21 protein-coding genes are annotated in these 21,384 nt (G+C 72.1%); 14 read left to right on the top strand and 7 right to left on the bottom strand.

Annotated features, from left to right (window positions below):
* Positions 1 to 18 precede the first annotated feature (18 nt).
* Positions 19 to 1,524, bottom strand: coding sequence for an AlkA N-terminal domain-containing protein (locus MTO99_RS02530; protein WP_243556688.1), 1,506 nt, complete (start codon positions 1,522 to 1,524; stop codon positions 19 to 21).
* Positions 1,525 to 1,625: 101 nt separating this feature from the next.
* On the opposite strand from MTO99_RS02530, the gene MTO99_RS02535 reads away from it, so the two are divergent.
* The 7 genes from MTO99_RS02535 (at position 1,626) to MTO99_RS02565 (ending at position 9,258) form a co-directional block, all read left to right on the top strand.
* On the top strand, positions 1,626 to 3,038 hold the full coding sequence (locus tag MTO99_RS02535; protein ID WP_243556690.1) for an FAD-binding oxidoreductase: 1,413 nt from the start codon (positions 1,626 to 1,628) through the stop codon (positions 3,036 to 3,038).
* Positions 3,039 to 3,047: 9 nt separating this feature from the next.
* Positions 3,048 to 4,208: a PrsW family intramembrane metalloprotease gene (locus MTO99_RS02540; RefSeq protein ID WP_243556691.1), complete on the top strand. Its 1,161-nt coding sequence runs from the start codon at positions 3,048 to 3,050 to the stop codon at positions 4,206 to 4,208.
* 190 nt (positions 4,209 to 4,398) lie between these two features.
* A complete protein-coding gene (locus MTO99_RS02545) occupies positions 4,399 to 5,697 on the top strand; it encodes a GAF domain-containing protein (protein ID WP_243556692.1) in 1,299 nt (432 codons plus the stop codon).
* A 129-nt stretch (positions 5,698 to 5,826) separates the two neighbouring features.
* Complete coding sequence (exaC, locus tag MTO99_RS02550; RefSeq protein WP_243556693.1) at positions 5,827 to 7,353, top strand: acetaldehyde dehydrogenase ExaC; 1,527 nt, start codon at positions 5,827 to 5,829, stop codon at positions 7,351 to 7,353.
* Between the two features lie 28 nt (positions 7,354 to 7,381).
* Positions 7,382 to 7,783, top strand: a complete 402-nt coding sequence (locus MTO99_RS02555) for a DUF779 domain-containing protein (RefSeq protein ID WP_243556694.1) — start codon at positions 7,382 to 7,384, stop codon at positions 7,781 to 7,783.
* A gap of 340 nt (positions 7,784 to 8,123) precedes the next feature.
* Positions 8,124 to 8,495: an FKBP-type peptidyl-prolyl cis-trans isomerase gene (locus tag MTO99_RS02560; protein WP_243556695.1), complete on the top strand. Its 372-nt coding sequence runs from the start codon at positions 8,124 to 8,126 to the stop codon at positions 8,493 to 8,495.
* Positions 8,496 to 8,550: 55 nt separating this feature from the next.
* Positions 8,551 to 9,258 carry a lysoplasmalogenase gene (locus tag MTO99_RS02565; protein ID WP_243556696.1) on the top strand — a complete coding sequence of 236 codons (708 nt, stop codon included), beginning with the start codon at positions 8,551 to 8,553 and terminating at the stop codon, positions 9,256 to 9,258.
* Here MTO99_RS02565 and MTO99_RS02570 read toward each other — a convergent pair.
* The 3 genes from MTO99_RS02570 to MTO99_RS02580 are packed head-to-tail and all read right to left on the bottom strand — an operon-like array spanning position 9,170 to position 11,782.
* Positions 9,170 to 9,469 (bottom strand): protealysin inhibitor emfourin, encoded by a 300-nt coding sequence (locus tag MTO99_RS02570; RefSeq protein WP_243556697.1) that lies wholly within the window; start codon positions 9,467 to 9,469, stop codon positions 9,170 to 9,172. The two genes, MTO99_RS02565 and MTO99_RS02570, sit on opposite strands and share 89 nt — an antisense overlap.
* A gap of 30 nt (positions 9,470 to 9,499) precedes the next feature.
* Positions 9,500 to 10,729, bottom strand: a complete 1,230-nt coding sequence (locus tag MTO99_RS02575; RefSeq protein WP_243556698.1) for a hypothetical protein — start codon at positions 10,727 to 10,729, stop codon at positions 9,500 to 9,502.
* A 6-nt stretch (positions 10,730 to 10,735) separates the two neighbouring features.
* A complete protein-coding gene (locus MTO99_RS02580) occupies positions 10,736 to 11,782 on the bottom strand; it encodes a M4 family metallopeptidase (protein WP_243556700.1) in 1,047 nt (348 codons plus the stop codon).
* Positions 11,783 to 11,846: 64 nt separating this feature from the next.
* Between MTO99_RS02580 and MTO99_RS02585 the strand changes: the two genes are divergently transcribed.
* The 4 genes from MTO99_RS02585 (at position 11,847) to MTO99_RS02600 (ending at position 17,102) form a co-directional block, all read left to right on the top strand.
* Complete coding sequence (locus MTO99_RS02585) at positions 11,847 to 12,662, top strand: CPBP family intramembrane glutamic endopeptidase (protein ID WP_243556702.1); 816 nt, start codon at positions 11,847 to 11,849, stop codon at positions 12,660 to 12,662.
* A 154-nt stretch (positions 12,663 to 12,816) separates the two neighbouring features.
* Positions 12,817 to 15,084, top strand: coding sequence for a formate C-acetyltransferase (gene pflB, locus MTO99_RS02590; protein WP_243556704.1), 2,268 nt, complete (start codon positions 12,817 to 12,819; stop codon positions 15,082 to 15,084).
* Between the two features lie 3 nt (positions 15,085 to 15,087).
* Positions 15,088 to 15,918, top strand: coding sequence for a pyruvate formate-lyase-activating protein (gene pflA / locus MTO99_RS02595; protein ID WP_243556706.1), 831 nt, complete (start codon positions 15,088 to 15,090; stop codon positions 15,916 to 15,918).
* A 125-nt stretch (positions 15,919 to 16,043) separates the two neighbouring features.
* The gene (locus tag MTO99_RS02600) at positions 16,044 to 17,102 is read left to right on the top strand and encodes a CPBP family intramembrane glutamic endopeptidase (RefSeq protein ID WP_243556708.1); all 1,059 of its coding nucleotides are present in this window, start codon (positions 16,044 to 16,046) and stop codon (positions 17,100 to 17,102) included.
* A 36-nt stretch (positions 17,103 to 17,138) separates the two neighbouring features.
* Here the strand turns inward: MTO99_RS02600 and MTO99_RS02605 are convergent, their stop codons facing one another.
* Both MTO99_RS02605 and MTO99_RS02610 read right to left on the bottom strand, forming a co-directional pair.
* Entirely contained in the window at positions 17,139 to 18,470 is a 1,332-nt protein-coding gene (locus MTO99_RS02605) for an HNH endonuclease signature motif containing protein (protein WP_243556710.1), read from the bottom strand.
* 85 nt (positions 18,471 to 18,555) lie between these two features.
* Positions 18,556 to 18,936: a DUF488 domain-containing protein gene (locus tag MTO99_RS02610; RefSeq protein ID WP_243556712.1), complete on the bottom strand. Its 381-nt coding sequence runs from the start codon at positions 18,934 to 18,936 to the stop codon at positions 18,556 to 18,558.
* Between the two features lie 134 nt (positions 18,937 to 19,070).
* Between MTO99_RS02610 and rpsO the strand changes: the two genes are divergently transcribed.
* The 3 genes from rpsO (at position 19,071) to MTO99_RS02625 (ending at position 20,776) form a co-directional block, all read left to right on the top strand.
* Positions 19,071 to 19,340, top strand: a complete 270-nt coding sequence (gene rpsO / locus MTO99_RS02615; RefSeq protein ID WP_243556714.1) for a 30S ribosomal protein S15 — start codon at positions 19,071 to 19,073, stop codon at positions 19,338 to 19,340.
* A gap of 232 nt (positions 19,341 to 19,572) precedes the next feature.
* Complete coding sequence (locus MTO99_RS02620; RefSeq protein ID WP_243556717.1) at positions 19,573 to 20,034, top strand: hypothetical protein; 462 nt, start codon at positions 19,573 to 19,575, stop codon at positions 20,032 to 20,034.
* 4 nt (positions 20,035 to 20,038) lie between these two features.
* Positions 20,039 to 20,776 carry an HNH endonuclease family protein gene (locus MTO99_RS02625; RefSeq protein ID WP_243556719.1) on the top strand — a complete coding sequence of 246 codons (738 nt, stop codon included), beginning with the start codon at positions 20,039 to 20,041 and terminating at the stop codon, positions 20,774 to 20,776.
* Here the strand turns inward: MTO99_RS02625 and MTO99_RS02630 are convergent.
* Complete coding sequence (locus MTO99_RS02630; protein ID WP_243556721.1) at positions 20,707 to 21,330, bottom strand: CGNR zinc finger domain-containing protein; 624 nt, start codon at positions 21,328 to 21,330, stop codon at positions 20,707 to 20,709. The two genes, MTO99_RS02625 and MTO99_RS02630, sit on opposite strands and share 70 nt — an antisense overlap.
* Positions 21,331 to 21,384: the final 54 nt, after the last annotated feature.

Below are 21,384 nucleotides of genomic sequence, written 5' to 3' on the forward strand. Positions count from 1 at the left end.
GCCCGACGGAGGCAGACATCAGATCTTTGCCGGCGGTGTCGCCGCACGCCAGAGGTGCATCGACGCGTAGCTGCGCCACGGCGCCCACTCGGCGCCGCGCGCGGCGAGCTCGCGCGGGGCATCGGGCAGCCCGAGCCGCCGGGCCCCGGCGCGCAGCGCGAGGTCGCTCACGAGCAGGATGTCGGGGGCGCGGGTGACGCGCATCGCCAGGTACCCGGCCGTCCACGGCCCGATGCCGGGGATCGCGAGGAGGTCGGAGTGCAGCTCGTGCCGCTCGCGCTCGGGCGAGACGATCAGGTCGCCGCCCGCGAGCCTCGCCGCGACGTCGAGGACGGTGCGGATGCGCGATGCGGGGCCGCGCAGCACCCGATGCCCTTCGGCGGCGATCTGCTCGGCGGTGGGGAAGAGCCTGCCGAGCCCGTGATCGCCGGGCATCGTGAACGGCTCGCCGAGCTCGGCCGCGAGCCGGCCGAGCGCGGTGCGTGCGGCGGCGACCGAGACCTGCTGCCCGATGAGGGCTCGGAACACCAGTTCGTGCGCGTCCAGCGCGCCCGGCAGGCGGATGCCCGGAGCGGCGCGCACGGCGTCGCGCAGCGCGGGGTCGCGCGCGAGCACATCGTCGATCGCGACCGCGTCGGCGTCGAGGTCGAACAGCCGCCGCACCCGGGCCACGAGCGGCGGCAGGTCGGCGAGCGACGCGAGGTGCGCCTCGATCTCGACGCCGGGCTGCGCGGCCTCGGTCAGGCTGACGAGCGCCGGACCCGACGGCAGCCGGAGCGTGCGGGTGAACCGCCCCGGTTCGGCACGTTCGACGCCGTCGACGGCGCGCGCGGCGAGCCAGTCGAACACCCCGGACGCCTCGAACGGCTCGCGCGCCGGCAACCGCAGCCGCACGGCGCCCGAGGCGGGCACCTGGGCGCGCGCCCGCACCGCCGCCGCGAGCCGGAGCTCGAGCGGGCTGCGCTCGTACACCTCGCGGATGGTGTCGTTGAACTGCCGGATGCTGCCGAACCCCGACGCGAACGCCACGTCGGCGGCGGGGAGGTCGGTGGACACGAGCAGTGCCCGCGCGGTCTGCGCGCGGTGCGCGCGGGCGAGGGCGAGCGGCCCGGCGCCGAGCTCTGCGGTGAGCACCCGCGTGAGATGCCTGGGGGAGTAGCCGAGGCGCGCGGCGAGCCCGGGCACACCCTCGCGCTCGATCACCCCGTCGGCGATGAGCCGCATCGCGCGAGCCGCGAGGTCGTCGCGCAGATCCCACTGGGGGGACCCGGGCACCGCGTCGGGCAGGCAGCGCTTGCACGCCCGGAGGCCGGCCTCGTGCGCCGCGGCCGCGGTGAGGTAGAAGCTCACGTTGCCGCGCTTGGGGGTGACGGCGGGGCAGCTCGGCCGGCAGTAGATGCCGGTCGAGTGCACGCCGGTGATGAACTGCCCGTCGAAGCGGGCATCGCGCGAACTCACGGCGCGGTAGCGCTCTTCGAACACGGCATCGGAGACGTGGTCGTCGATGCGATCGGTGACGGGCATGCCCCCAGCCTCGCACCACCCGCCGACATCGACTGGCGGGAATCGGACACGGAGCGTCGCACTAGGCTGCGAACAGCACACCACCCACCCCGGGAGAGACGATGCCAGCCCACGACGACCTGATCGCCCGCCTGCACGCCGAGTTCCCGGCATCCGCGGGCACCGAATCATCCGACCTCGACCGTGCGCGCGAAGACCGTTCGGGCCATCGCGCGCCCGACCGGCCGATCGCGGTCGTGCATCCCGCCTCGATCGACGAGGTGCAGCGGCTGCTGCGCCTCGCGAACGAGACCCGGACCCCGGTCGTGCCCCGCGGCGCAGGCACCGGCCTGGCGGGCGGCGCGATCGGCGGGGCGGGCGCGATCGTGCTCGACCTGTCGCGCATGGACCGCATCCTCGAGCTCGACCCGCTGGACGAGCTCGCCGTCGTCGAGCCGGGGGTGCTGAACGGCGACCTGAACGCGGCCGCATCCGAGCACGGCCTCTGGTACGCGCCCGACCCGGCGAGCCGCGCGATCTCGTCCGTGGGCGGCAACATCGCCACGAACGCCGGCGGCCTGCTCTGCGCGAAGTACGGCGTGACCCGGGAGGCCGTGCTCGGGCTCGCGGTCGTGCTCGCCGACGGGCGCCTCGTGCGCACGGGGCGGCGCACCGTGAAAGGCGTCACGGGCTACGACCTGACCGCGCTCATGACCGGATCCGAGGGCACGCTGGGCGTCATCGTCGAGGCCACCGTCCGGTTGCGGCCCCGCCCCGAGGGCGACCCGGTCACCGTGGCGGCCGCGTTCGCCGACGTCGAGGTCGCCGCGGCCGGCTGCGCCGCAGTGACCGGCGCACGTTTGCGGCCCGCGATGCTCGAGCTCGTCGACGACCTCGGGCTCCGGCGGGTGGTCGGCCACCTCGGCCCGGCCGCGATCGCGGGCACCCCGGTCGAGCAGCTGGCGCCGGGCGAGGCGCTCGTCATCGCGCAGGCCGACGACACGGATGCCGCGTCGCGCGCCGCCCGCATCGCCGACGTGCTGCGCGCGGCGGGCGGCCGGGTCGTGGTCTCGTCCGATGCCGTCGCATCGGAGCGGCTGATCGCGCTGCGGCGGGCGTGGCATCCGGCCCTCGCCGCGACCGGCGAGGTCCTCATCGAGGACATCGCGGTGCCGCGCTCGAAGCTGCCCGACATGTTCCGCGCGATCGCCGACATCGGTCGGCGGTACGGCATCGAGATCCCGACGCTCGCGCACGCCGGCGACGGCAACCTGCACCCCAACTTCGTCTTCACCGGGACCGAGCCGCCCGCCGAGGTGTGGGCCGCCGCCGACGAGCTGTTCCGCGCCGCGGTCGCGCTCGGCGGCACGCTGACCGGCGAGCACGGCGTGGGCATCCTGAAGCGCCGCTGGCTGCGCGACGAGCTCGGCGACGACGGCTACGACCTGCAGCGGCGCATCAAGGCGGTGTTCGACCCGGCCGGCATCCTGAACCCGGGCGTGATGTTCGACGAGGCATCCGCAGTGCGTCGCTAGGCTCGCTCCGTGAGCTTCCCGACCGCGTCGCCGCAACCGACGCCGCAACCGATCCCGCCCGCCCGACAGCCGGTGGCCCGCGCCCGCCGCGCGGGCTTCGTGCTCGCCGTCGTCGGCATCGCGATCGGCGCGCTGGCCCTGCTGCTCGTCGCCGCGTACCTCATCGCCGCCCTCGGCGTGCCGACCCTCGCGATCGGCAGCCTGCTGGCCCTCGTGCCGCTGGTCATCGTGCTGCTCGCGGTGCGCTGGGTCGACCGGTGGGAGCCCGAGCCGCGATGGGCGCTCTGGTTCGCCTTCCTGTGGGGCGCGGGCGTGTCGGTGGCGCTCGCACTGCTCGTCGACCTCGGGGTGCAGGTGGCGGTCGCGTTCGCGACGCCGGGCGGAGCGACCGACGAGGCGGTGCAGGCCGTCGTGCAGGCCCCGCTCGTCGAGGAGCTCGCCAAGGGGCTCGGGGTGCTGCTCGTGTTCGCGTTCTCGCGGTCGCACTTCGACGGCCCGGTCGACGGGCTGGTGTATGCGGCGACCGTCGCCGCCGGGTTCGCGTTCACCGAGAACGTGCTCTACTTCGGCGCGGCGATGGCCGAGGGCGGCGCCGGCGAGCTGGGCGTGCTGTTCGTCGTGCGGGGGCTGTTCTCGCCGTTCGCGCACGTGCTGTTCACGGCGTGCACCGGCCTCATGATCGGCATCGGCGCCCGGCGCGGCGCCACGGTCGGCATCATCGGATGGTTCGCGCTCGGCCTGGTCGGCGCGATCGGCCTGCACGCGCTCTGGAACGGGTCGCTGGCGTTCGCCGGCGAGGGGGCGATCGGCCTGTACTTCACCGTGCAGGTGCCGATCTTCGTCGGTGCGATCGTGCTGACGGTGCTGCTGCGCGGGCAGGAGGCGCGGCTCACCCGCGCCCGGCTCGCCGAGTACGCGGCCGCCGGCTGGCTGAGCCCCGGCGAGGTCGATGTGCTCGCCACCCCGGCGGGCCGTCGCCAGGCGATGGCGTGGGCGCGGATGCAGCGACCGCCGCGCACCCGCGAGGTGCGCGCCCTCATCGCGGATGCCACGGCGCTGGCGTTCAACCGGCAGATGCTCGTGTCCGGGCGCACCGACGTGCGGCACGCGATCGACGAGCGGGTGCTGCTCGAACGGCTCAGCGAACGGCGCGCCGCACTGATGCGCTGAGCGCGCGCATGCTGCTGCTGCGCTGAGCGTGCGCATGCTGCTGCTGCGCTGAGCGTGCGCATGCTGCTGCTGCGCTGAGCGTGCGCATGCTGCTGCTGCGCGGAGCGCGCGCATGCTGCTGCTGCGCTGAGCGCCGCCGACGTCTAGGCTGGTCGCGACCGCACCCCCTTCGACGGCGAACGGAGTCGGCGTGTCCCAGCACTGGCTCACCCCTTCGGACGATGCCGCTGCCCTGCGCGACCGGCTCGAGGCAGCCCAGGAGGCGCTTCGCTCGGGTGGCGGCGCCGGCGACCCGCGGATCGCGCTGCGCCCGGTGGTGCGGGACTCGTGGGAGCGTGCCATCCGCGGCGCCCTCGATCCCGACCGCGCGATGCCGCGGGTCGACCTCGCCGACGAGGAGTTCCGCGAGTACCGATCGCAGCATGCGCTCGCGCCCGTGCTGCCGGTCATCCGGCGGCTGCTCGCCGACGACGCCGACGACGGCGGACTGATCGTCGCGGTCGGCGATGCGCGCGGCCGGCTGCTGTGGGTCGAGGGCGACCGGCGGTTGCGGGCGCTCGCCGAGGGCATGCTCTTCGTGCCGGGTGCCGACTGGTCGGAGCGGGTCGTCGGCACGAGTGCGCCCGGCACGGCGCTCGAGCTCGACCGTGCCGTGCAGATCCGCGGCGCCGAGCACTTCAACCGCATCGTGCACCCGTGGAGCTGCACCGCCGCGCCCGTGCACGATCCCGACACCGGCGCACTGATCGGCGTCATCGACATCACGGGCACCGACCACGCGGTCGCCCCGCACACCCTCTCGCTCGTCTCGGCGACGGTCGCGGCCGTCGAGGCGCAGCTGCGCGTCGATCGCCTCGAGGCCGCAGCCCGCGCCACCGTTCGCCGCACCCGCATGCGCGCGGCTCCCGCTCCTGCGCGCACCCGCCTCGCCGTGCTCGGCAACCCGCGGCCGCGGCTCGGTCCGGTCGAGCTGAGCCCGCGGCACGCCGAGATCCTCACGTTGCTCGCGTGGCATCCGGCCGGATTGCCGGCCGAGCGCCTCGTCGACCTGCTGTACGAGGGCGGGGCGTCGCCCGTGACGCTCCGCGCCGAGCTCGTGCGGCTGCGTCGCGTGCTGCAGGCGGCCGGCGAACCCCCGCTGGAGTCGCGGCCGTACCGGCTCGCGCGCCCGCTCGACCTCGACGCCGCCGACGTCGTGCGGCTGCTCGCGCGCGGGTCGCTGCGCCGCGCGCTCGAACGGTACCGCGGGCCGCTGCTGCCCGAGTCGACGGCGCCGGGCATCGCCGACCTGCGCGCCGAGATCGCGGGCCGGCTCCGCGAGTCGATGCGGGCGGATGCCTCGCCCGACCTGCTGCTCGCGTACGCCGAGCGCGAGGCGGTCGACGACGTCGAGGTCTGGCGCGACCTGCTCGCCATCCTGCCGCGGCGTTCGCCGCGCCGCGCGACGGTCGTCGCACACCTGGAGCGCGTCGACGGCGCGTTGCGCTGACGATCGCTGCAACCTCCCTGCAACGCTCGCGCGCCTACGCTCCACGCAACCCCGCCCGCGGGGCCGTCCGCTCGTGCAGCGGAGCCACGCCAGAGATCGACCAGACGACGACGTCACAGGAGGCGCATGATGACCGTCTACGCCGCACCGGGAACGCCCGGTGCGCTCATCGAGTTCAAGCCCCGCTACGAGCACTTCATCGGCGGCGAGTGGGTGAAGCCCGCCGGCGGCGCGTACTTCGAGAACATCTCGCCGGTCAACGGCAAACCGTTCACCGAGGTCGCCCGCGGCACCGCCGCCGACATCGACGCGGCGCTCGACGCCGCCCACAAGGCCGCGCCGGCGTGGGGGCGCACGAACGCCACCGAGCGGGCCCGCATCCTGAACGCGATCGCCGACCGCATCGAACAGAACCTGGAGCTGCTGGCCGTCGCCGAGACGTGGGACAACGGCAAGTCGATCCGCGAGCCGCTGAACGCCGACCTGCCGCTCGCGGCCGACCACTTCCGCTACTACGCGAGCCTCATCCGCGCGCAGGAGGGCTCCTTCACGCAGCTCGACGGCGACACGGTGGCCTACCACTTCCACGAGCCGCTGGGGGTGGTCGGCCAGATCATCCCGTGGAACTTCCCGCTGCTGATGGCGACGTGGAAGCTCGCTCCCGCGCTCGCCGCGGGCAATGCGGTCGTGCTGAAGCCGGCCGAGCAGACGCCGACCTCGATCCTCGTGCTGATCGAGCTCATCGCCGACCTCCTGCCGGCCGGCGTGCTGAACGTGGTGAACGGGTTCGGCGTGGAGGCCGGCAAGCCGCTCGCCTCGTCGAACCGGATCCGGAAGATCGCGTTCACCGGCGAGACGACGACGGGCCGGCTCATCCTGCAGTACGCGTCGGCGAACATCATCCCGACCACGGTGGAACTCGGCGGCAAGAGCCCGAACATCGTGTTCGAGTCGGTCGCCGACCGGCGCGACGACGACTTCTACTCCAAGGCGCTCGAGGGCTTCAGCCTGTTCGCGTTCAACCAGGGCGAGGTGTGCACGTGCCCCAGCCGGTCGCTGATCCAGAAGTCGATCTACGACTCGTTCCTCGACGACGCGATCGAGCGCACGAAGCTCGCCAAGCAGGGCAACCCGCTCGACACCGAGACCCAGGTCGGCGCGCAGGCGTCGAACGACCAGCTGGAGAAGATCCTCAGCTACATCGACATCGGCAAGCAGGAGGGCGCGAAGCTGCTGCTCGGCGGCGAGCGGGTCGACCTCGGCGGCGACCTGAGCGGCGGGTACTACGTCGCGCCGACGATCTTCGAGGGCCAGAACCGGATGCGGCTGTTCCAGGAGGAGATCTTCGGCCCGGTCGTCGCGGTCACGAGCTTCGAGGACTACGACGACGCGATCGCGATCGCGAACGACACCCTCTACGGGCTCGGCGCGGGCGTGTGGAGCCGCAACGGCAACGAGGCGTACCGCGCGGGTCGTGACATCCAGGCCGGTCGCGTGTGGATCAACAACTACCACGCGTACCCCGCGGGCGCGGCGTTCGGCGGCTACAAGTCGAGCGGCATCGGTCGGGAGAACAACAAGCAGGCGCTGGACCACTACCAGCAGACCAAGAACCTGCTGGTCAGCTACAGCGAGCAGCCCCTCGGGTTCTTCTGAGCCCACGGGGCGACGGAGAGGAGCACGGATGTCCCTCGACGAACTCGGCCGGATCGTCGGCCGCATCACCGTCGCGGGCGAGTCGTCGCCGCGGGTGGAGCTCACGCCCGCGGCGACGGCGCTGCTCGAGCGGCTCTGGGCGGTGCACGGCCCGCTGATGTTCCACCAGTCGGGTGGATGCTGCGACGGATCGAGTCCGATGTGCTACCCGCTGGGCGACTTCATCACCAGCGACGCCGACGTGCTGCTCGGCGAGCTGGACCTCCCGTCGGGCACCGTGCCGTTCTGGATGTCGGCCGAACAGTTCGCGTACTGGCGCCACACCTACCTCATCGTGGACGTCGTCGCGGGCCGGGGGAGCGGCTTCTCGGTCGAGGCGCCCGAGGGCGTGCGGTTCCTGATCCGCTCGCGGCTGATGGACAGCGAGTAGCAAGAACTCCTGCACAGCAAGAACTCGCCGCCTCCTGGTGTGGCAATGCCGACAGCCGAAGCGGTTGCGTAGGCGCAGCCGGCGAGTTCGTCCTGCACAGCAAGAACTCGCCGCCTCCTGGTGTGGCAATGCCGACAGCCGAGGTGAGGCGGCGAGTTCGTGGATTCCAGAATCGCCTGCCGCCGCGTCGCGCGCAAGTGGGTTGTGGACATCCGGCAGCGCGTCGCGCGGTGGTCCGCGCGGGCTGGATGCCGCGCACAGGGCGGCGGCGAGCGCAACCCCGTTTGTCGAAATCCCCTCACGATTGCCTCTGCTTCGGTGATCGGTTTGGATGGAACGCATGACCGATACGAACAGCAAGCCCGAGATCGATGCTCCCGAAGGGCCCGCACCGGCCGACCTCGTGATCGAAGACCTCGTCGTCGGCGACGGCCCCGAGGCCACGCCGGGCTCCACGGTCGACGTGCACTACCTCGGCGTCGAGTACGACAGCGGCGAGGAGTTCGACTCCTCGTGGAGCCGTGGGCAGTCCATCAACTTCCCGCTGCAGGCGCTCATCGCCGGCTGGCAGGAGGGCATTCCCGGCATGAAGGTGGGCGGGCGCCGCAAGCTCACCGTGCCGCCGCACAAGGCGTACGGCCCGGCCGGGGGCGGGCACCGTCTCAGCGGCCGGACCCTGATCTTCGTGATCGACCTGCTCGGCGTGAGCTGAGTCCGCTTCGGGCGGAGTAGCATCGAGCCACCCGACTCCGAAAGGCCACGCCGACGTGACCCGATCGCTGCTCCGCCCGTTCCTGCCGTTCCTCGTGCTCAGCGCCGCGCAGCTGGTGCTGCTGGTGACCGGCCCGGGCCTCGGGGTGACGACGACCAAAGCGCTGCTGATGCCGGCGCTCGCTGCGGCGGTGATCGTCCTCGTGCGTCCGTCGCGCGGAGCGCCGCTCGTGCTGCTCCTGGTCGCGATCGGCTGCTCCTGGGCCGGCGACGTGCTGCTGAGTTTCCCGGGCGAGCTGTGGTTCGTGCTCGGGCTGCTCTCGTTCCTGGCCGCTCATGCGGTGTACATCGCGCTGTTCGTGGGCCTGCCGCGCGAGGGTCGGCTGGTGACGCCCTGGGCCGCGGTGTACGCGGTCTGGTATGCGGCGTTCCTGCTGCTGCTCGGCCCCGATCTCGGCGGGATGCTCGTTCCGGTCGCGGTCTACGGGCTCGTGCTCGGCACGATGGCCGCGCTCGCGGCGGCGCAGGGCGGTGTGGTCGCGATCGGCGGCGCGTTGTTCGTGGTGTCCGATTCGGTGCTGGCGCTCGGCCGGTTCCTGCCGGGCTATGACGCGATCGTGCCGGGCGCGGCGCACGACCTGATCGTGATGACCACGTATCTCGCGGCGCAGGCGCTCATCGCGTTCGGGGCCGTGCGGGTCCTCGGCGCTCGGGTTCGGTCGCGTCCTGCACCCGGTCGACGAGTTCCCGCCACGGCCCGGTGAGCTGGCGCTCGGCGAGCGTCGCCGTGTGCGGCGCGCACTCGATGCGGTAGACGAACCGATCGGGCTCGGGCGGTGCGGGCGGCACCTCCTGCCAGGGCAGGCGGCGGATGAGCAGTACCCAGTCGTCGCGGTCGGGGCGGTCGTCGACCGCGACCTCCCAGACGAGGCGCAGTCCGGCGAGGCCTCCCGACCGGGAGACGATCACGTCCATGCGGGCAAGGCTACCGCGTCCGCGTCGCGGTCACCCGCCGAGCAGGTCCTGCACGGTGAGGTACAGGTAGGCGCAGACCACGCCGCCGACGAAGACGAGCGAGATCGGGTGCACCCGGGGCAGCCGGCGGAGCCGTCGGCCGGCTTCCGCGATGCGCGGACGCGCACGTGGACGCGGTGCCGCGGCGACCGGCGGGTGCGCGGCGGCGCGCGTGCCGGGCGGCTCGGCGGCGGCCGGGACGGATGCCGCCGCGGCCGGGACGGATGCCGCGGCGGCCGGGGCGGATGCCGCCGATGCCGCTGGTTCCGCCGCCGATGCCGCCGCGAGCTGCACCTGGGAGGCCCGGAGGTTGCCCTGCACCCGCTCGTCGCGGTAGCGCCCGCTGCGCAGTGCGAGGCGTTCGGCGACCCGGCCGACGCGACCGAGCTTCTTCCAGAACGCTGGAAGGCCGGGATCGGCACCGCCCCATCGGAAGAGGATCATCCAGTCGTCGATGATCTCGATGTCGTACGCCGACGCATCGTCGACCAGGAGCGCCATGAGATCGGGCGTGAAGATGTAGAGGGCGTCGCGTTCGTAGCCTTCGGGCAGCCAGAGCCGGAAGGACCGGTCGAAGTCGCCCTCGAGCGAGAGCCGTCGGTTGCCGGCGAGCGCCGTCGGCAGGCTCGCGAGGAACCCGCCGTTCTTCGCGCCGTCGAGCACGATGTGCGGCAGGGGCGCGTCGAGTTCGAACGCGAGGTAGGTCCACATGGTCGTGGTGCGCTCCTTGCCGACGCCGCTCGCGTGCCGGACGACGCCGGCGTCGATCTGCCGCCCGGCCATCGAGCGGACCCGATGGATGATGCGCCCGGCGTCGTAGCCCTCGTGCAGGACGCCCGGCAGCCACCCCGGGCTGCCGTCGGGCGCATACGCGAAGCCGTGCGCGGCGGCGACCCGCCCGAGGCGGAGACGGTCGTCGAGCGAGCGGTCGATCACCGATCGGAACACCGAGAAGCCCCCGCCGGCGATGACGGCGATCGCGGTGGCCAGGCCGAGACCGAGCGATGCGAGGGGATCGAGTCCGATCAGCGCCAGCGCGATGCCGACGAGGGATCCGGCGCTCGCGGCGGCCGTCCCGTACGGCGTGACGGCGTCGACGACCTCGTCGAAGACGTCCTCGAGCCGCGGGGCCGAGCCGTCGGCACGCGCGGCCCGGCGGTGGGCGGCGTACTCGGCGCGGGTCGGGTCGGCGGGGAACGGATGCACGGGGAAGTCGTTCACGGCGGACTACTCGGCCGCCGCCACGCCGACGAGCTCCCAGCCGTGCCGCACGGCCTCCTGCTCGGCCGAGCCGGCGCCGAAGCGTCGCTCGGCGGCACGCAGGGTCGCTGCGGCGAACTGAGCGAACGTGGCATCCGTCGTGAGCTCACCCGAGGTGAGGGTGTCGTACCAGATGCGCCCGACGTGCTCCCAGGCGAACCCGCCGAGCTCGGTCGCCGCGAGCGCGAACGCGCGGTTCGGGATGCCCGAGTTCAGGTGCACGCCGCCGTTGTCGTCGGTCGTCTCGATGAAGTCGCGGAAGTGGTCGGGCTGCGGATCCTGCCCGAGCACGTCGTCGTCGTACGCGGTGCCGGGGTGCAGCATGTCGCGCAGCGCCCGCCCCTCGACGTCGTCGGTGAAGATGCCCTCGCCGATGAGCCAGGTCGCCGCCTCGGCGTCCTGACCGAGGGCGTACTGTTCCACGAGCGCTCCGAACACGTCGGAGACGTGCTCGTTCAGCGCGCCCGACTGCCCCTCGTAGCGCAGCGCCGCCGTGCGCTCGGTGACGCCGTGGGCGAGCTCGTGCCCGATCACGCTGAGCGAGTTGGTGAAGCCGGTGAACACCTCGCCGTCGCCGTCGCCGAACACCATGCGCTCGCCGTCCCAGAAGGCGTTGTCGTAGCGGTCGCCGTAGTGCACGGTGGCTTCGAGTGCCATGCCGCGCCCGTCGATCGAGTCGCGGCCGAACACCCGGTCGAAGAGGCGGTGGGTGTCGCCGAGCCCGTCGTACGCTTCGTCGACGGCCTCGTCGCCGGTCGCGGCCTGCCCCTCGCGGCGCACCAGCCGCCCGGGCAGGGTCGAGCGCCCGCCGGCGTCGGAGATGCGCCGGTCGGGCGAGGAGGCTGCGTCGGGCAGCACGGCCGGCGGGCGATCGCCGAGCAGCCGTTGCTCGCGCACCGGGGTGTCGCGCAGCAGCGACCGGCGGGCCGCGTCGGCGGCGACCGGGTACCGGTCGGCGCCGGCCGCGGCGATACGGGCGAGCAGATACGGCGGGACGATCGCGTTCCGGGTCATCCTTCGATGCTGGCATGACCGGGCGACATGCGTCCCGACGACATGCGCATGGCAGGCTGGACGCGTGCGCACCCATCCGATCGCCCTGGTGCCGGCGCTGCTGGTCTGCGGGGCCGCGGTGGCGCTGTTCGGGTTCATGGTGCCGTGGGCGGGCTACGCGATGCTCGCGGCGGGCCTGGTCGCGGCGTGGGCCTGCGACCGCTCGGGCCGCACCGAACGGCTCGCCCCCGATCTGCTGCTCATCGCGATCGGTCAGGTGATCATCTCGACGATGCCGCTCGCGGCCGATATCTCGTGGCCCGCGATGGTGCGCTTCACGGTCGTGCTCGGGTCGGCGGTGGCCGTGCCGTATCTCGTCTCGCGGTTCGTGTACCGCGACCGGGTCATCCGGTTCCCGTGGCGCACCGGCCGCCGGTGGAACCGCACCCAGTGGCTCTACCTCGTCTTCGTGACGCTCGCGGGCTGGCTGATCCTGCCGTTCTACTTCATCTCGTCGGGGGTGTACCGGAACTGGCCGACGGTCACCGAGCCGAGCGAGATCGGCCGGCTCTTCGTCGGGGTGAACGCGGTCGGCACGTGGGACGAGCTGTTCTTCATCTGCACGGTGTTCGCCCTGCTGCGCCGGCACTTCCCGACCTGGCAGGCGAACCTGCTGCAGTCGATCGTGTTCGTGTCGTTCCTGTGGGAGCTCGGCTACCAGTCGTGGGGGCCGCTGCTCACCGTCCCGTTCGCGCTGATCCAGGGTTACACCTTCAAGCTCACCAAGTCGCTCACGTACGTGCTCGTCGTGCACCTGCTGTTCGACGCGGTGGTGTTCTGCGTGATCGTGTACGCGCACAACGGATGGCCCGCGATCTTCCCGTTCGCCCCGCAGGTGTAGGAATCCTGCAAACGGCGGCTCCGTGACATCCGCCCCTATGTGGTCTGACCACAGAGAATCTGCGCCCTCGCCCGACTCCGCGTACCGTTTTTCGTGGGGGAAGCGAGGAATCCACAGGGTTCCGAATCCTCCGCGAACACGAGGAGGAGCACGTATGACCGTCACCGACCCTGTTCTCCGCGCCGACGACGCGACCACGACGGCATGGCACGGATTCACGAGCGGGCCGTGGCAGGACCGCATCAATGTGCGGGACTTCATCCAGCGCAACTACACGCCCTACGAGGGCGACGCCGCATTCCTCGCGGGCGCCACCGAACGCACCACCGGCATCTGGCAGCGGCTGTCGGAGATGTTCCCCGCCGAGCGCGAGCGGGGCGTCTACGACGTCGACCCGCACACGCCGGCCGGCATCACCGCGTTCGCGCCCGGCTACATCGACCGCGAACATGAGCTCATCGTCGGACTCCAGACGGATGCCCCGCTGAAGCGCGCGATTATGCCCTTCGGCGGATGGCGCATGGTCGAAGGCGCGCTCGACACCTACGGATACCCCGTCGACGAGCGCCTTCGCGACGTGTTCACCAAGTACCGCAAGACGCACAACCAGGGCGTCTTCGACGGGTACTCGCCCGCCGTGCGCGCGGCGCGCAGCTCGCACATCATCACCGGGCTGCCCGACGCCTACGGCCGCGGCCGCATCATCGGCGACTACCGCCGCGTCGCGCTCTACGGCGTCGACGCGCTCATCGAGCAGAAGAAGCTCGACAAGCTCCAGCTCGACAGCACCCCGTTCACCGAGTCGATCGTGCGCGAGCGCGAGGAGCACGCCGAGCAGCTCCGTGCGCTCGCCGAGCTGAAGCAGATGGCGGCCTCGTACGGGTTCGACATCGGCCGGCCCGCCGAGACGGCGCACGAGGCCGTGCAGTGGCTGTACTTCGCCTACCTCGGCGCCGTGAAGGAGCAGAACGGCGCGGCGATGTCGCTCGGGCGCACCTCGACGTTCCTCGACGTCTACTTCGCGCGCGACCTCGCCGAGGGCGTGCTCACCGAGACCGAGGCGCAGGAGCTCATCGACGACTTCGTGATCAAGCTGCGGATCGTGCGATTCCTGCGCACCCCCGAGTACGACGCGCTGTTCTCGGGCGACCCCACCTGGGTCACCGAGACGATCGCGGGCGTCGGCGAGGACGGGCGGCCGCTGGTCACCAAGACCTCGTTCCGGATGCTCCAGACCCTGTACAACCTCGGGCCGGCGCCCGAGCCCAACATGACGGTCCTCTGGAGCGACCGCCTCCCGCAGGGGTTCAAGGACTTCTGCGTGCGCGTGTCGATCGACACGTCGGCGGTGCAGTACGAGTCCGACGACCACATCCGCGACGCCTGGGGCGACGATGCGGCGATCGCGTGCTGCGTGTCGCCGATGGCGGTCGGCAAGCAGATGCAGTTCTTCGGAGCCCGGGTGAACCTCGCCAAGGCGCTGCTCTACGGCATCAACGGCGGTCGCGACGAGGTGTCGGGCAAGCAGGTCTCGCCGGCGTTCCCGCCGGTCGAGGCGGGTCGCCCCCTCGACTACGACGACGTGCGCGCGCGGTTCGACCGCACCATGGACTGGCTGGCCGCGACCTACGTCGAGGCGCTCAACGTCATCCACTACATGCACGACAAGTACGCGTACGAGCGGCTCGAGATGGCGCTGCACGACCGCGAGGTGCTGCGCACCATGGCGTGCGGCATCGCGGGCCTGGCCGTCGCGGTCGACTCGCTGTCGGCCATCCGGTACGCGAGCGTCACCCCGGTGTTCGACGAGCGCGGCATCGTGGTCGACTACGCGGTCGAGGGCGAGTTCCCGACCTACGGCAACGACGACGACCGCGCCGACGAACTGGCGATCGAGCTGGTCGAGGCGTTCATGGCGAAGATCCGCACGCACCCGATGTACCGGGATGCGGTGCCGACGCAGTCGGTGCTGACCATCACGTCGAACGTCGTGTACGGCAAGGCGACGGGCAACACGCCCGACGGGCGGCGGGCCGGTGAGCCGTTCTCGCCGGGTGCCAACCCCATGAACGGCCGCGACAACCACGGCATGCTCGCGTCGGCGCTGTCGGTCGCGAAGCTGCCGTACCGCGAGGCGCAGGACGGCATCTCGCTCACCAGTACCATCGTGCCGAGCGGCCTCGGCCGCACCCGCGACGAGCAGGTGCGCAACATGGCCGGGATCCTCGACGCGTTCTTCGGTCAGCGCGGCTACCACATGAACGTCAACGTGCTCCAGCGCGAGACCCTGATCGACGCCATGGAGCACCCCGAGCAGTACCCGCAGCTCACCATCCGGGTGTCGGGGTACGCGGTCAACTTCGTGCGGCTGACGCGCGAGCAGCAGCTGGACGTGCTCAGCCGCACGTTCCACGAGTCCTGAGCCATGACCATCACCGCGACCCGGCCGCGCACGACGCGCGCGGCGCTGGGCATGCCGACCGCCGAGGCGTTCGACCGCGCGACGCGGTTGCACGCCCGGCGGGCCGGCGAGCTCGCGATGGTGCACTCGTGGGATCTGTCCACGAGCGCCGACGGGCCGGGCACCCGCATGACCCTGTTCCTCTCGGGCTGCCCGCTGCGCTGCCTCTACTGCCAGAACCCCGACACGTGGCTCGAGCGCAACGGCACCCCGGTGCTGCTGGACGACGTGCTGGCCCGCGTCGAGCGGTACGCCGCGGTGTTCCGCGCGACCGGCGGGGGGCTGACCGTCTCGGGCGGCGAACCGCTCCAGCAGGCCGCGTTCGTGGAACGGCTGTTCGACGAGTGCCGGAAGCGCGGCATCCGGACCGCGCTCGACACCTCGGGATTCCTCGGGGCGAACGCGAGCGACGCGCTGCTCGATCGCACCGACCTGGTGCTGCTCGACGTGAAATCGGGGCTTCCCGACGTCTACTCGGCGACCACCGGCAGCGAGCTCGAGCCGACCATCGCGTTCGGCGAGCGGCTGCACGCCCGCGGCACGCCGGTGTGGGTGCGGTTCGTGCTGGTGCCGGGCCTCACCGACTCGTGGGAGAACGTCGAGGCCGTCGCCGACCTCGTCGCGCCCTGGACGAACGTCGAGCGCGTCGAGGTGCTGCCGTTCCACCAGCTCGGCCGCTCGAAGTGGGACGAGCTCGGCGAACCGTACCGGCTCGCCGACACCCGCTCGCCCGACGCCGAACTCGTCGAGCGCGTGCGCGGGCAGTTCCGCGCGCGGGGGCTCGAGGTGTACTAGGGGTCGGCGCCTGATCCCTGCCGGCATCGGCTCGCCCTCGTGGGGGAGTCCTGCGCGTGGGTTCCGCCCGGGATTCCGCCGTGCGGCGGAGGCCGCGGAGGCATCCGATGCGCTGTCATGGTGACATGACGACGCAACCCGACATGCCCGCAGCCGTGCCTGCCGCCGCCCATGTGAACGCCGCACCTGCGAACGCCGCACCGGCGCTCGGCCCCGCCGACCGGCAGCGTGCGAAGAACGCCGCACGCGGACCGATCTTCCCGACGGCCGTGCCGTGGGCCGCCGTCGCGGTGTACGTCGTGATCGCGTTCGTCGGCGCCTGGCTCGTCACGCTGCCGCTGTGGACCTCGGGCGAGGGCCTCGGGCATCCGCTCTTCGGCCTCATCGCGGGCGCGATGATGTTCACGCCCGCGCTCGCGACCCTCGTCGTCGTGCTGTGGGTGAAGCGGCCCGCGAGCATCCCGCGGTATCTCGGTCTCTCGCCGATGCGGCCCGCCGGGCGCACCTGGCTGTTCATCGCGTTCGGTTTCGTGTTCTTCGCGGCCCTGCCGTTCCTCGCGATGCTGCTCGGCGACGCGATGGGGCTGCTGCGCCTCGACCTGTCCGGGCTCAGCGGCGTGCAGGCCGCCATCGACGCGGGCGGTTCGGCCGGTCTCGACGCTTCGGCCGTGGTCGCCCTCAATCTGGCCCTGCTGCCGTTCGTGACCGCGCTGAACTGCGTGGCCACCTTCGGCGAGGAGATCGGATGGCGCGGCTGGCTGCTGCCGTCGCTGCGCCCCCTCGGCACGGTGTGGGCGCTCATCGTGACGGGCGTCGTCTGGGGGCTTTGGCACGCGCCGCTCATCCTGCTCGGCTACAACTACCAGCGCACCGACGTGCTGGGCCTTGCCAGCATGGTCGCGTTCTGCGTGCTCACCGGCTTCGTGATCGGCTGGCTGCGGCTTCGGACGGCGTCGGTGTGGCCCGCCGTGGTCGCGCACGCGGCGATCAACACGGCGACCGCGCAGTTCCTGCTGCTGGCCGACGCCGACTCGCTCGCCGACCCGGCCGGGCTGTGGGGCAGCGTGCTCGGCTGGCCCGGGTGGATCCTGCTCCTCGTGGCGATCGTGCTGATCGTCGCGACCGGGCAGCTGCGCAAGCAGCCGCAGCCGGGGTTGACGCTCGCGGAAGCGCAGCAGTCGTAGCGGCGCGATGCGGCACCCCGGTCGCCGAACGACTGGTCAGAACGGCGGTGCATCCGTCGTCTGATCGGCTGACCTCGGCGGCGGCTCAGGCGCCGCTGGCGCCCGCGGCCCGACGCGCATCGCCGTCTCCCGGCCGACTGCGATGAAGGGCCGCTCGGGGAACGTACGCAACTCGTGGCCGGCGGGCGAGGTCCACTTCATGACGCCGCCCGGTTCGTGCTCGACCCGCCATCGGCTCTCGTGCTTGAGGCGGTGGTGTCGGCGGCAGAGGACCGCGAGGTTGCCGGCGTCGGTGCGGCCGCCGTGCTGCCATGCGACGGTGTGGTCGAGGTCGGTGTGATCGGCCCGGCGGTCGCAGCCCGGGAACCGACACCGCCCGTCGCGGTACTTCACGTAGCCCGCGAGATCGGCCGGCGCCCGGTACGTGTCGCGGCCGTAGCTGAGTACGGCGCCCGTCTCGGGGTGCACCAGGATGCGGCGCACGGACGGTGCGTGCCCGGCGAGCCGGCGGGCGGTGTCGGCATCGATCGGACCGTACCCGGCGAGGTCCGCAGGCTCGTCGCCGAGACCGAGCAGCGTCATCGCCGGCACCGTCACGCTGATCCGCGGTGCGACAGCGCCCGTCGCCGCGGCCGCCCACCTGGTGCGGTCGTCGCCGTCGAGCACGCCCACGAGCAGCAGATCTGCGGCGACATCCGCCTCGCGCTGCGCTCGGGTGCGCGGGTCGGCCGCATCGGGCGAAGCGGCGATACCGCCCAGCCGCGCCGCGACGGCCATCGCCTTCTCGGCCTCGAGCAGGATCGACAGCCAGGCCATGCCGTCGGGCGCGGGTTCGACGCAGACGCGGCGCGCCGCTGCCGCTCGAGCACGGCGGGTACCGAGGGGTTCGGCCACGAGCCGCTCGCGTTCGCGGTGCAGCTTGCGCCGCAACTGCCCGTTGGTGCGGCCCGGCGCGTGCGAGATCGCCACCGCCTCGAGCGCGGCGGCGGCGTCGGGGTCGAGGCCGGCGGAGAGCTCGAGCACCGATCGCACCTGCGCCAGGTTCAGTTCGCATCGGTCGAGCGCGTCGAGCGTCGCCGAGCGCGGGCCGGTGAGCCGGGACGCCTCGTCGATGAGCCGAGCCGCGGTGGACTCGTGCACCACGAGCATCGTCGCGATCTCGGCGCGGAACGACCGCGCCGCGAGCTCGCGTTCGACCGCGGTGCTGCCCTCGTGCACGCCCTCGACGGAGGCGGCCAGCTCGCGCGCCCGCTCGACACGCCGGTAGAGCTCGGCCTGCACCCGACGCAGCACGCCGTCGAGTTCGCGTACGAGGTACAGCTCGTCTTCGAGCGCCGCCTCCGCCGAGATCGTGATCGTGCCTGCCATACGGCCATGCAACCAGCACCCACCGACATCGATGTCCGATTCCCGCTATCCACGCGGCCGTCGCGCCGCGAGCGTCGAGCCGGCCTCACCCGACGGACTCGACCTCCGCCCCGTGCGCCCGCAGCCACTCGAGCAGCACCACGACATGGTTGCGACGCTCGTCGCGCAGGCCGTACAACAGGGTCACCCGATCGTGTTCACGGCCGAGTGCGAGCAGCCCCGCCGTCGCCGGGTTGTCGTCGAGCTCGGCGCGGTAGCGGTCGGCGAACGCGTCGAACGTGCCCTCGCGATCGGCGGCGTGATGCCACTCGGCGCGCAGCCCGGGGGAGGGGGCGAGGTCCTTGTCCCAGAGGTCGAGTTCGGCGTGCTCCTTCGAGATGCCTCGCGGCCACAGGCGATCGACGAGGACGCGGAACCCGTCGGACGGTTCGGCGGGCTCGTACACGCGCTTCAGGGTGAACGCCATGGCTCCAGTGTGCCGCGAACCGCCCCCGCCCGCTCTGGTAGACTCAACAGGTTGCCGTGAATCGGCCGCGCATCAAGAGAGCCCGGGCATACCGCCCACGGGCAGCGCGCAACGAGAAGAAAGGGGATCCCTCTATGGCACTGGATGCAGAGACCAAGAAGGCGATCATCGAAGAGTACGCGACGCACCCCGGTGACACTGGATCCCCCGAGGTCCAGATCGCGATCCTCACCAAGCGCATCAAGGACCTCACCGAGCACCTGAAGGAGCACAAGCACGACCACCACTCGCGTCGTGGCCTGCTGCTCCTCGTCGGTCAGCGTCGTCGTCTGCTCGGCTACCTCGCCGACGTCGACATCAACCGCTACCGTGCGCTCATCGAGCGTCTCGGGCTGCGCCGCTAAGCGCGACCGTCTGCGCGGCTCTCGAAGACACCGCGAACTTCTTGCGAAGGCCCTCGCCTCCTGAGGCGGGGGCCTTCGTCATGCGATCGGCCGGACGCCTCGCAGCCGGGATGCCTCGCAGCCGGGATGCCTCGCGGCCGGGATGCCTCGCGAGCCGATGTCTCGCATCGGATCTCTCGACGTCGAGTCATCCGCCGGCGTCGCGTCTCGGCATCCGCCTACGCTGGGAGCCATGCCCCGCTGGATCGCCGCCCTCCGCATCGTCCTGCCCGTGTTCTGGATCGGCGCGCTCATCGCGCTGTCGTTCCTGGAGACGCCGTTGAAGTTCCAGGCGCCGGGCATCACGATTCCGCTGGGGCTCGGCATCGGGCGCATCATGTTCACCGCGCTCGCCATCCTCGGCGGGGCGGTGCTGGTCGCGATCACCCTGGTGCACCTGCGGCCGCGCTCGGCGCGGTCGTCGGCGGTGCTGCTCGCGGCGATCTGGGCGGTCTACCTCGTCGAGACGTTCGCCATCCGCCCGGCGCTCAGCGTGCGCACCGACGCGGTCATCGCCGGCGAAGAGGCGGGCGGGTCCACGCTGCACTACTTCTACATCGCGGCGGATGTCACGCTGCTGGCGTTGCTCGTCGCACTGGTCGTGGTGACGTGCCGCGCGGTGCTGCCCGCGGAGGCGGGGCGCCCCGTACGCTGACCCGGTGACCCGAACACGCCGACGTTCAGCGCGCCGTCTCGCCGCCTCCACCGCCCTCCCCGCCGGCCTCGTCCTCTGCGCCTGGCTGCTGCTCGGTGCGCCGATCACCTCGGCCGACGCGACCAGCGCGATCGACGATCTGCTCGTGCAGGCGGGTCTCGAGGGCGTGTTCGGCGGCGGTTCCCGCGCGGCCGAGGGCGGAGCATCCGATCTGCTCGTCGCCGAAGCCGACCCGGCTGCGGCGGCGACCTATGAGCGCGAACGGTTCGGCGACGCGTGGGCCGATGTCGACCGCAACGGGTGCGACACCCGCAATGACATCCTCGAGCGCGACCTCGCCGACGCGGTGCATCGGCGCGGCAGCTCCTGCGTGGTGAGCCGGGGCGTGCTCGCCGACCCGTACACGGGTACCGAGATCCGTTTCGAACGCGGGCAGCGCAGCGATCGGGTGCAGATCGACCACATCGTGCCGCTCGCGTACGCGTGGCGGCACGGGGCATCCGAGTGGACCGACGATGAGCGGCGCGCGTTCGCCAACGACCCGGCGAACCTGCTCGCGGTCGACGGGCGCGCCAATCAGTCCAAGCGCGATCAGGGGCCCGGCGAATGGATGCCGCCGAACGAGGCGGCGGCGTGCGACTACGTCGACCGGTTCACCCGGGTGGTGATCGGCTACCGCCTCACCGTCGATGCCGCGGACGCGCGCGTGATCGAGCGCGTCGAGGCGGGCTGCCCGGGCTGAGCGCCCTCCTCGTTGGCGCGCGCCCGATACGCGCGCACCGCCATGCGGTTGCCGCACCGGGTCGAGCAGAACCGCCGCGAGCCGTTCTTGGACACGTCGACGAACAGGCCGGTGCAGTCGTCGGCGTCGCACTCGCGCAGCCGGTCGAGCCCGTCGGCGCGGATCACGTCGACGAACGACATGGCGGCCTCGACGAGGATGCGCTGGGCCAGGGGCGAGTCGAACGAGACCGCGTGGATATGCCAGCCGAGGTCGTCGTGGTTCACCAGGCGCGGCAGCGCGTTCGCCTCGGCGAGGATGGCGTTCACCTCGTCGACGGCCTCATCGCGCGGCAGCAGCCACAGGTGCCGCAGACGATCGCGCGCGGCGCGCACCTCGTCGAGTTCGCGGGCGTCGCCGTCGCGTCGACCCGTGTAGATCCACTGGTCGAGCAGGGCCGCCAGTTGCGCTTGCGTCTCGAGTTCGTCCTCGCCCGACGCGGATGCCTCGGGCACGGTGTCGGCGAGTGCGGCCATGAATCCCAGCGCCGCGACCGTGTCATGGGTGAAAATCATTTGACTCCTGACATCCTCGTCCAGTATCGTCGCGATCAGATCGAACTGTCACGA

Source organism: Agromyces larvae, from assembly GCF_022811705.1.
Classification (GTDB): domain Bacteria; phylum Actinomycetota; class Actinomycetes; order Actinomycetales; family Microbacteriaceae; genus Agromyces; species Agromyces larvae.

Excerpts from the sequence above, each read along its gene's own strand:
- MTO99_RS02560 (WP_243556695.1), top strand. The coding sequence starts at position 8,124 with ATGACCGATACGAACAGCAAGCCCGAGATCGATGCTCCCGAAGGGCCC.
- MTO99_RS02610 (WP_243556712.1), bottom strand. The coding sequence starts at position 18,936 with ATGGCGTTCACCCTGAAGCGCGTGTACGAGCCCGCCGAACCGTCCGAC.
- rpsO (WP_243556714.1), top strand. The coding sequence starts at position 19,071 with ATGGCACTGGATGCAGAGACCAAGAAGGCGATCATCGAAGAGTACGCG.
- MTO99_RS02605 (WP_243556710.1), bottom strand. The coding sequence starts at position 18,470 with ATGGCAGGCACGATCACGATCTCGGCGGAGGCGGCGCTCGAAGACGAG.
- MTO99_RS02620 (WP_243556717.1), top strand. The coding sequence starts at position 19,573 with ATGCCCCGCTGGATCGCCGCCCTCCGCATCGTCCTGCCCGTGTTCTGG.
- MTO99_RS02600 (WP_243556708.1), top strand. The coding sequence starts at position 16,044 with ATGACGACGCAACCCGACATGCCCGCAGCCGTGCCTGCCGCCGCCCAT.
- pflB (WP_243556704.1), top strand. The coding sequence starts at position 12,817 with ATGACCGTCACCGACCCTGTTCTCCGCGCCGACGACGCGACCACGACG.
- MTO99_RS02630 (WP_243556721.1), bottom strand. The coding sequence starts at position 21,330 with ATGATTTTCACCCATGACACGGTCGCGGCGCTGGGATTCATGGCCGCA.
- MTO99_RS02570 (WP_243556697.1), bottom strand. The coding sequence starts at position 9,469 with ATGGACGTGATCGTCTCCCGGTCGGGAGGCCTCGCCGGACTGCGCCTC.
- MTO99_RS02580 (WP_243556700.1), bottom strand. The coding sequence starts at position 11,782 with ATGACCCGGAACGCGATCGTCCCGCCGTATCTGCTCGCCCGTATCGCC.
- MTO99_RS02535 (WP_243556690.1), top strand. The coding sequence starts at position 1,626 with ATGCCAGCCCACGACGACCTGATCGCCCGCCTGCACGCCGAGTTCCCG.
- MTO99_RS02530 (WP_243556688.1), bottom strand. The coding sequence starts at position 1,524 with ATGCCCGTCACCGATCGCATCGACGACCACGTCTCCGATGCCGTGTTC.
- pflA (WP_243556706.1), top strand. The coding sequence starts at position 15,088 with ATGACCATCACCGCGACCCGGCCGCGCACGACGCGCGCGGCGCTGGGC.
- exaC (WP_243556693.1), top strand. The coding sequence starts at position 5,827 with ATGACCGTCTACGCCGCACCGGGAACGCCCGGTGCGCTCATCGAGTTC.
- MTO99_RS02555 (WP_243556694.1), top strand. The coding sequence starts at position 7,382 with ATGTCCCTCGACGAACTCGGCCGGATCGTCGGCCGCATCACCGTCGCG.